The organism is Vibrio xiamenensis, assembly GCF_900100015.1.
Taxonomy (GTDB): Bacteria; Pseudomonadota; Gammaproteobacteria; order Enterobacterales; family Vibrionaceae; genus Vibrio; species Vibrio xiamenensis.
In genome coordinates this window covers 208,182-216,497 of the sequence record NZ_FNDD01000005.1, presented here as the reverse complement: position 1 = coordinate 216,497, position 8,316 = coordinate 208,182, and the positions used below count along the sequence as shown (strand labels likewise).

5 protein-coding genes are annotated in these 8,316 nt (G+C 44.7%); 4 read left to right on the top strand and 1 reads right to left on the bottom strand.

All coding sequences use genetic code 11. The annotated features are described in order from the left end of the window. From BLS03_RS06520 to nspC, 4 genes are all read left to right on the top strand, one after another. Positions 1 to 1,638 (top strand): cadherin repeat domain-containing protein (locus tag BLS03_RS06520; protein ID WP_143015600.1); only part of this gene is annotated, 1,638 nt, incomplete at its 5' end. A gap of 547 nt (positions 1,639 to 2,185) precedes the next feature. Beyond that, the gene (locus BLS03_RS06515; RefSeq protein ID WP_093271101.1) at positions 2,186 to 5,068 is read left to right on the top strand and encodes a pyridoxal phosphate-dependent class III aminotransferase; all 2,883 of its coding nucleotides are present in this window, start codon (positions 2,186 to 2,188) and stop codon (positions 5,066 to 5,068) included. 12 nt (positions 5,069 to 5,080) lie between these two features. Next, positions 5,081 to 6,325: a carboxynorspermidine synthase gene (locus tag BLS03_RS06510; RefSeq protein ID WP_093271098.1), complete on the top strand. Its 1,245-nt coding sequence runs from the start codon at positions 5,081 to 5,083 to the stop codon at positions 6,323 to 6,325. Positions 6,326 to 6,453: 128 nt separating this feature from the next. After that, complete coding sequence (nspC, locus tag BLS03_RS06505; protein WP_093271095.1) at positions 6,454 to 7,587, top strand: carboxynorspermidine decarboxylase; 1,134 nt, start codon at positions 6,454 to 6,456, stop codon at positions 7,585 to 7,587. A gap of 63 nt (positions 7,588 to 7,650) precedes the next feature. Here nspC and BLS03_RS06500 read toward each other — a convergent pair whose 3' ends face one another. Continuing rightward, positions 7,651 to 8,253, bottom strand: a complete 603-nt coding sequence (locus BLS03_RS06500; RefSeq protein WP_093271093.1) for a TetR/AcrR family transcriptional regulator — start codon at positions 8,251 to 8,253, stop codon at positions 7,651 to 7,653. Between the last annotated feature and the right edge of the window lie 63 nt (positions 8,254 to 8,316).

Sequence of the window (8,316 nt, the reverse complement as noted above, 5' to 3'; positions counted from 1 at the left end):
TCGCTCGACAGCACTGTGATTGGCCAAGTCTCGGCGAGCGACCCTGAAGCGCAGACCGTGAGCTATTCGATTGCCTATGGTGACAACGATCCACTGGATGGTCTGTTTGAAATCAACGCTGAGGGTAAGATTTCGTTAACCGCAGTGGGCGTAAAGGCGTTTACTAACGACTATGAGCTCACCAGCAATACCCACAATATTACCGTGGTGGCGACCGACCCAGCTGGCAACAGCAGCCAAATCGCGGTGACGCTCAATGAGATAAATATCAATGAAAGACCCTTAGCGGAGAATTTCAGTGTTGATATAGCCGACCAAGATATTGTACCGATTGTATTTGATACGACAGGGAGTGACGATCACATATCGGATGTTGATGATGATATGCTTGGCAATCAAGTAATGGTGATGCTTACGTCATTGCCTGATGCCGGTACTTTACTTTATACCGAAGGTGGCGTTACTCGAGAGATTACGGAAAGTGACTTATATGACTCCCAAAGTGGGTACTTAGGAACGGAGTTTGATCCTAACTTTATTTCCTATGTCCCAGGCTCTAAGAATTTATTCACGTTTGGTGATAGTGATCATTCAAATATGGAAGATGGTCAGTGGGGAGACCCAAATGAAGACAATACAGTACGTACGTATACTTTAGATAATGACAATGTCATAACGCTATGGATCACGGATCAAAATGGTAAACCCGCAACTTTCCACCTTTATAAAAATGAGAATGCTAACGACGGATACGGCTTGGCTGACAACGATGGTAATGGCATCAATGGTAATGGTGGGCAAAGTGATAACGGACATGAGACGTTTCATATTGACCTGGCTCAAAACCCGCTCGATGTCGTCTATTTTGGTATTGATGGAGTAGGCGGTGCTCAAAATGGCAACAGTGATAACTCCATTATGGTTACTTACCACCTCTATGACGGGAATTCAGAAACAGTGAATTACGAGAAACCTGACGGTGATGTTGGTAACCAGCAACTGTCCTATGAGTTTAGTTATTCATCTCCAGATAACCCAATTATAGGGATTGAAATGACCGGAGATGGAGGCAGTTGGGTACTAAGCTATTTCTCCGGAGCCGAAGCGCTTCCCGACGAAACATCGTTTACTTACGTTGCGATAGATTCAGGGGTACCTGTTGACGAAAATAATACTCAAACCAAACTGATCAGCGATGAGGCAACTGTGACTTTGGATACCAGTGATGCTCCAAGTTATAATGTGTTCTCTGCTGAAAATGGTGATTCGCTTAATGGGCAACTTGGAAACGACGTCCTAATTGGTGATGAACAAGCCAATATATTTACTTGGCTCGATAGTACATTAGATAGTGGACGTGATGTGATTGTCGATTTTGAACTTGGTAATGATAAAGTCGATCTTCTGGATATATTATCTGATAGCCCTTCAACCCAAGAGTTCAATGCGCTTATTGACAGTATTAGCGTATCGGTGAGTGGCGATAATGTTGAGCTAGAAGTGCCGATTAATCAGGACGACTCGCAAACGATTGTATTTGAAAATGGCGCTAGCCTTTTCGATTCCTATATTGATAGCGGTGCAATTACTCAGCAGAACGACTTACTCAACGCACTACTTAAAGACCCTAGCTCCTGACCACAAATATTCGAAACGACGTGCATTTTAATTTAAATATATAAAGCCTGAACTTAGTTTCAGGCTTTTTCTAATTAATCAGACGTTTATGAATTTGTAATATTTTTTTGTTGTCAGAGCATTTATTTTTATGATAATTTCGCGCGTAATCTCGGACGTTAATAGTTTTTAAACGATTTCTGGGGGATACGCGTAGTGAACATTCGGGCTGATTGTGCCACTACGTAGGGTAGGTACCGGCAAAACTCTTTTTGACGGTAGACGGGATACTTAATGTCGAATAAATCGGCATGTGAATGGGAAACCCAACATTGAACTCACTTAAACCACACTCAATAATCAGCTTCATTCCTCGACGTTGCCCTGTTTTACAAAGCAGTTGCATAACCGAACCTTGATCTACTGATTCTCAAGTAGTCATCCACGTGATGACGGTTTGTCTGTTTCTGCTATTTGACCTAGCGAAGCGGATGGCATTGCTATACCTCATTCTTGAGCATAGATTTGCAAGAGTGGGTTGGGTTTTTCTATTTCAAGGTAAAATAATATGAGCACAGCCTTCGAAGTCGATAACAATATCGCAACCATTTTTTCTTCTCAAACACCTGTTTTAGAAGGTATTTATGATCTAACGCCCGACCAAGTTCTGCTTGACCAAGCTGAACATGAATCGGAAGTACGTTCTTACCCACGTCGTCTTCCAATTGCAATCAAGCAAGCTTATGGCGTGCTGGTTGAGGACACTCGTGGTCAAATTTTCTTAGACTGTTTAGCCGGCGCAGGGACTCTTTCTTTGGGTTATAACCATCCAGAGATCAACCAAGCGCTAAAAGATCAGTTAGATTCAGGTCTCCCGTACCAAACGCTCGACATTACTACTCAAGCGAAAGCAAACTTCATTAAACAAGTGAAAAGTTTCTTGTCGCCAGAATTTGCGCAAAATTCTGCGATTCAATTCTGTGGTCCATCAGGTGCCGATGCCGTTGAAGCGGCTATCAAACTGGCAAAACAGACCACCGGTCGTAACACCATGTTTGCTTTCCGCGGTGCCTACCACGGAATGACCAACGGTACTATGGGCATGATGGGTAACCTAAGCACAAAATCTCGCCGTACTGGCTTGATGTCTGACGTGCATTTTATGCCATTCCCATACAACTTGCGTTGCCCGTTTGGTCTTGGCGGTGATGAAGGCGCTAAAGCCAGTATCCGCTATATTGAACGTCTACTAAATGATGACGAGTCAGGCATTATGAAGCCTGCTGCGATCATCGTTGAACCTGTACAAGGGGAAGGCGGTGTGGTTCCTGCGCCAGCATTTTGGTTGCGTGAACTGCGTAGAATTTGTGATGAACACGGTATCCTATTGATTTTCGATGAAATTCAATGTGGTGTTGGCAAAACCGGTTATAACTTCGCTTATGAAGAATCTGGTATCCACCCGGATATTCTTTGTCTTTCAAAAGCCATCGGTGGCGGCCTGCCAATGTCGATTTTGGTGTTCAACAAGAAAGTTGATACCTGGCGCCCTGGTGAGCACACCGGTACTTTCCGTGGTAACCAATTAGCAATGGTGTCAGGTGCAAAAGCGCTTGAAATCATTGAACGCGATAAACTGGTTGAACACGCAAATGTTGCTGGTCAGTACTTGCGTATGGGTCTTGAAAAGATTCAAGAAGAAGTCGACTGTATCGCCGAAGTTCGCGGCAAAGGCTTAATGCTTGGTGTTGAAATTAAACAACCAAATGGCGAGCTTAATAAATTTGGCGAGCCTTTAGCAGATGGTGCTTTAACGCTAAAAATCCAGCGCTGTGCGCTTGAGCGTGGTTTGATTGTCGAGAAGGGCGGCCGCGAAGGCTCTGTTATTCGTTTCCTTCCACCAATGATCATCTCATTTGAGCAAATCGATTTTGCACTGCGTGTATTAAAAGACGCGATTCTTGCGGCGGGCGGTAGCTTAGTAAAGAAGTCAGCTAACGCTAAATGGAAAAAGCACTTTGTTCAAACGGGTGAACACGGCGCAAGTGAATTCTCTGCAGTGATGAATCACACCACGGCGGCAATGAAAGAGCTGTTTGAGCAAGTCGACAAACCGTATTCAGGCGTTGACCCTAAATTGCTAGAAACACAAATTAACGCTGTGAGCCTTGATGTAAGCAGTGACAGTTTAAAGGATGTGATTGATTCAACGACGGATTTGGTCGCAAAGAATGCAATCTTTACTCAACATCCAAACTGTATTGCGCATTTGCATACGCCACCTTTGATGCCTGCGATTGCGGCAGAGGCGATGATTGCGGCGTTAAACCAGTCGATGGATTCATGGGATCAAGCTTCTTCAGCGACGTATGTTGAACAGAAGGTGATCAACTGGTTGTGTGATAAGTACCAATTGGGTGGACAAGCCGACGGCATTTTCACCAGTGGCGGTACGCAAAGTAACCAAATGGGTCTTATGCTAGCGCGCGATTGGATCGCAGATAAAATCTCGAACCATTCAATTCAAAAGCTTGGCTTGCCCGAGTATGCCGACAAACTGCGCATCGTATGCTCTGAAAAAGCGCATTTCACTGTGCAGAAGTCAGCATCTTGGATGGGCTTGGGTGAAAAAGCGGTACTTACCGTTCCAGCCAATACTGATGGTACAGTGAAAACTGAGTTGGTGGCTGATATTGTCGCAAACGCGAAAGCCGAAGGCTTGATTCCATTTGCCATTGTAGGTACTGCGGGCACAACCGATCACGGTGCGATTGATGATTTGAACGCAATGGCAGACATCGCTGCGCAGCACGATATGTGGATGCATGTTGATGGTGCATATGGCGGCGCGTTGATCCTAAGTCAACACAAAGACCGTCTAGCGGGTGTAGAACGCGCAAGTTCTGTAAGTGTCGATTTCCACAAATTGTTCTATCAAACGATCAGTTGTGGTGCGCTACTGGTCAAAGATAAATCAGTGCTGAAGTTTTTGCTTCATCATGCAGATTATCTCAACCGTGAGCACGATGAGTTGCCAAACTTGGTCGACAAATCAATCGCGACGACCAAGCGTTTTGACGCTCTGAAAGTATTTATGACCATGCAAAGCGTGGGTCCGAATACCCTAGGAGAAATGTACGATCACCTACTGACTCAAACTCAACAAGTGGCGGACCTGGTACGTCAAACTGAGAATTTTGAGTTGTTGGCTGAGCCAGCATTGTCGACAGTCTTATTCCGTTCGACGCTGACTCATAGTGGTTCTATTGACAAATTGAATCAAAAAGTACGCATCGAAGCGTTAGTGCGTGGTGTCGCCGTTCTTGGTGAAACCACAGTGAACGGTCAATCGGCGCTGAAATTTACGATTTTAAATCCATGTCTAACGTTGGCGGATTTTGAAAAACTATTAACAGAAATTAACCAGCTAGCGGTTGAGCTAGCAGAGTAAGGGAAAAGAATAATGGCAATTCTTCAAATTGGTGCAGGTGGTGTCGGATGGGTTGTTGCGCACAAAGCAGCGCAAAACAATGACGTACTAGGTGATATCGTTTTGGCATCTCGTACAATCGCAAAATGTGAAAAAATCATTGAGTCGATTAACAACAAAAATAACCTTAAAGATCCATCGAAAAAACTCGAAGCGCGTGCTGTCAACGCAGACGATGTCGATGCACTGGTTGCTCTTATTAAAGACGTTAAACCAGATCTTGTCATCAACGCAGGTCCTCCATGGGTCAATATGACTATCATGGAAGCGTGTTATCAAGCAAAAGTGTCTTATTTAGACACTTCTGTTGCCGTCGACTTGTGTTCTGAAGGTCAGCAAGTCCCTCAAGCGTATGATTGGCAGTGGGGCTACCGTGAGAAATTTGCCGAAGCGGGTATTACCGGTATTCTTGGCGCAGGTTTCGATCCGGGTGTGGTGAGTGTATTTGCGGCTTATGCAGTGAAGCACCTATTTGATGAAATTGACACTATCGATGTGATGGATGTTAACGCTGGCGATCACGGCAAGAAATTTGCGACTAACTTTGACCCTGAAACGAACATGTTGGAAATCCAAGGTGATTCGTTCTACTGGGACCAAGGTGAATGGAAACAAGTGCCTTGCCATTCGCGTATGTTTGAATTTGATTTTCCGCTGGTGGGTAAACACAAAGTGTACTCAATGGCGCACGATGAAGTGCGTTCGATGAAAGAGTTCATTCCGGCCAAACGTATTGAATTCTGGATGGGTTTTGGTGACAAATACCTGAACTACTTCAACTGCATGCGCGACATCGGTTTGTTAAGTCCAGAGCCTCTTACTTTGCAAGATGGCACTGTTGTACAGCCTTTGCATGTTCTTAAAGCTTTGCTGCCTGATCCAACTTCGTTGGCGCCAGGCTACACAGGTAAAACGTGTATCGGTACTTGGGTACAGGGCAAGAAAGACGGCAAAGCGCGCAGCGTGTTTATCTACAATAATGCTGATCACGAAGTCGCTTATGAAGATGTTGAGCATCAAGCGATCTCTTACACCACAGGTGTACCAGCGATCACGGCCGCTCTGCAGTTCTTTAATGGTGCTTGGGCTGATAAAGGCGTGTTTAACATGGAACAATTGGACCCAGATCCGTTCCTAGAAACCATGCCTTCAATTGGTTTGGATTGGCATGTTCAAGAGCTGGAAGTTGGTCAGCCGGACATTCACATCCTTAAGTAACAATATCGAGATGACAGGCATAAAGTGTATTAATGCTTGGGACGCTGTCATTGAATAACGATATTTGTTTAATCTAAGAGCCGATACGCGAGTGTCGGCTTTTGTTCGATTTAAAGTGATCACAACAAATGCAAAAACACCAACTTAAAACCCCTTACTTCATGATCAATGAAGACAAGCTGATTGAAAACCTAGAAAAAGCGAAGCTACTTAAAGATATATCCGGTGCCAAACTGGTTTTGGCGCTGAAGTGTTTTTCGACTTGGGGTGTGTTTGACATCATCAAGCCGTATCTTGATGGCACCACCAGCAGCGGTCCTTATGAAGTCAAATTAGGGCATGAAACATTTGGCGGTGAAACGCATGCTTACAGCGTGGGTTACAGTGAAGACGATGTACGTGAAGTCGCCGACATTTGTGACAAAATGATCTTCAATTCGCAGTCGCAGCTTGCGGCTTATCGTCATATCGTGGAAGGTAAAGCCTCACTTGGGCTGCGTTTAAACCCTGGTGTCAGTTACGCCGGGCAAGACTTGGCAAACCCAGCGCGTAAATTCTCCCGCTTAGGTGTTCAAGTTGATCATATTGATGCCAGCGTCATCGATTCTATCGATGGCGTGATGTTCCATATGAACTGCGAAAACAAAGACGTTGATGCATTCGTGGCACTGCTTGATGCGATTTCTAGCCAGTTTGGCGCATACTTAGACAGGCTAGACTGGGTAAGCCTAGGTGGCGGTGTGTTCTTCACATGGCCAGGTTACGATATCGAAAAACTAGGCACAGCGTTAAAAGCGTTTGCTGAAAAACACGCTGTGCAAGTGTACTTGGAACCGGGTGAAGCCATCATTACCAAAACGACCGATCTTGTGGTGACAGTCGTGGATATTGTTGAGAACCAAATCAAAACTGCGATTGTCGATTCGGCAACCGAGGCGCACCGACTCGATACCCTAATCTACAACGAGCCAGCGTCGGTTCTCGAAGCGAGCGAGCAGGGCACACATCAATATGTGATCGGCTCTTGTTCATGTCTTGCTGGGGATCAGTTCTGTGTGGCGAACTTTGACCAACCACTTGAGATTGGCCAAAAACTGCATATTTTAGACAGTGCAGGTTACACCATGGTGAAGCTCAACTGGTTTAACGGCCTCAAAATGCCTTCTGTGTATTGCGAACGTTCAAACGGTGATATTCAAAAACTCAACGAGTTTGGTTACCAAGATTTCAAACGTTCATTGTCTCAGTGGTCGGTTGAATAACTCACTGATAAATAGAAAAAGAGCAGCGATTCGCTGCTCTTTTTTTGCCAAAATAGGGCACTTTTAAGCTTTACGATAGAGTTTCAGAAAGCAATCAATCGCAAATTCTACATGTTGCTTGATTTGTGCATCACTAGGCGCTTCGATGGCACCTAATGCGTAACGTTCGATAAACGAAGCGTTGAGTAATGCTTGCAGTTGGAACGCCGCCAGTGTGGTATCGCACTCAACGAGCGCACCACCTTCCACTTGATTTTGCAGGTAGTTTGAAATCGAGTGAATCCCTTTCTCAGGTCCATTGGCATAAAACTGGCGCCCAAGGTTTGAACGTTCTGATTCACTGACCGCCATGCGATAGATAGCAATCGGCTCTGGGCTCAGCAGTGACCTTAAATATTTGAATCCAAAAATTTTTAAATCGGACTCAAGATCACTTTTTTCCTTTAGCATCAAAAACGCTTTTAGGATCTGCTCTGCCATGCCTTGGTGCATAACGGCTTCAAAAATCTCTTCTTTTGAATCGAAATAGTTGTACAGCGTTGCCTTAGAACCCCCCAATTCTTTAGAAATAAAAGACATCGAAGTCTTTTCAAATCCTTGTTCTAAAAAGGATTTCTTTGCGATATCAAGAATGGCTTGGCGGCGTTCTTCGCTTTTAACACGCATAAAAGGACTCTTTACTGGCTGATATGTGGCGCAATTTTCGCTTGACGGCAAAAATTTGTCAAG

Excerpts from the sequence above, each read along its gene's own strand:
- BLS03_RS06510 (WP_093271098.1), top strand. The coding sequence starts at position 5,081 with ATGGCAATTCTTCAAATTGGTGCAGGTGGTGTCGGATGGGTTGTTGCG.
- nspC (WP_093271095.1), top strand. The coding sequence starts at position 6,454 with ATGCAAAAACACCAACTTAAAACCCCTTACTTCATGATCAATGAAGAC.
- BLS03_RS06500 (WP_093271093.1), bottom strand. The coding sequence starts at position 8,253 with ATGCGTGTTAAAAGCGAAGAACGCCGCCAAGCCATTCTTGATATCGCA.
- BLS03_RS06515 (WP_093271101.1), top strand. The coding sequence starts at position 2,186 with ATGAGCACAGCCTTCGAAGTCGATAACAATATCGCAACCATTTTTTCT.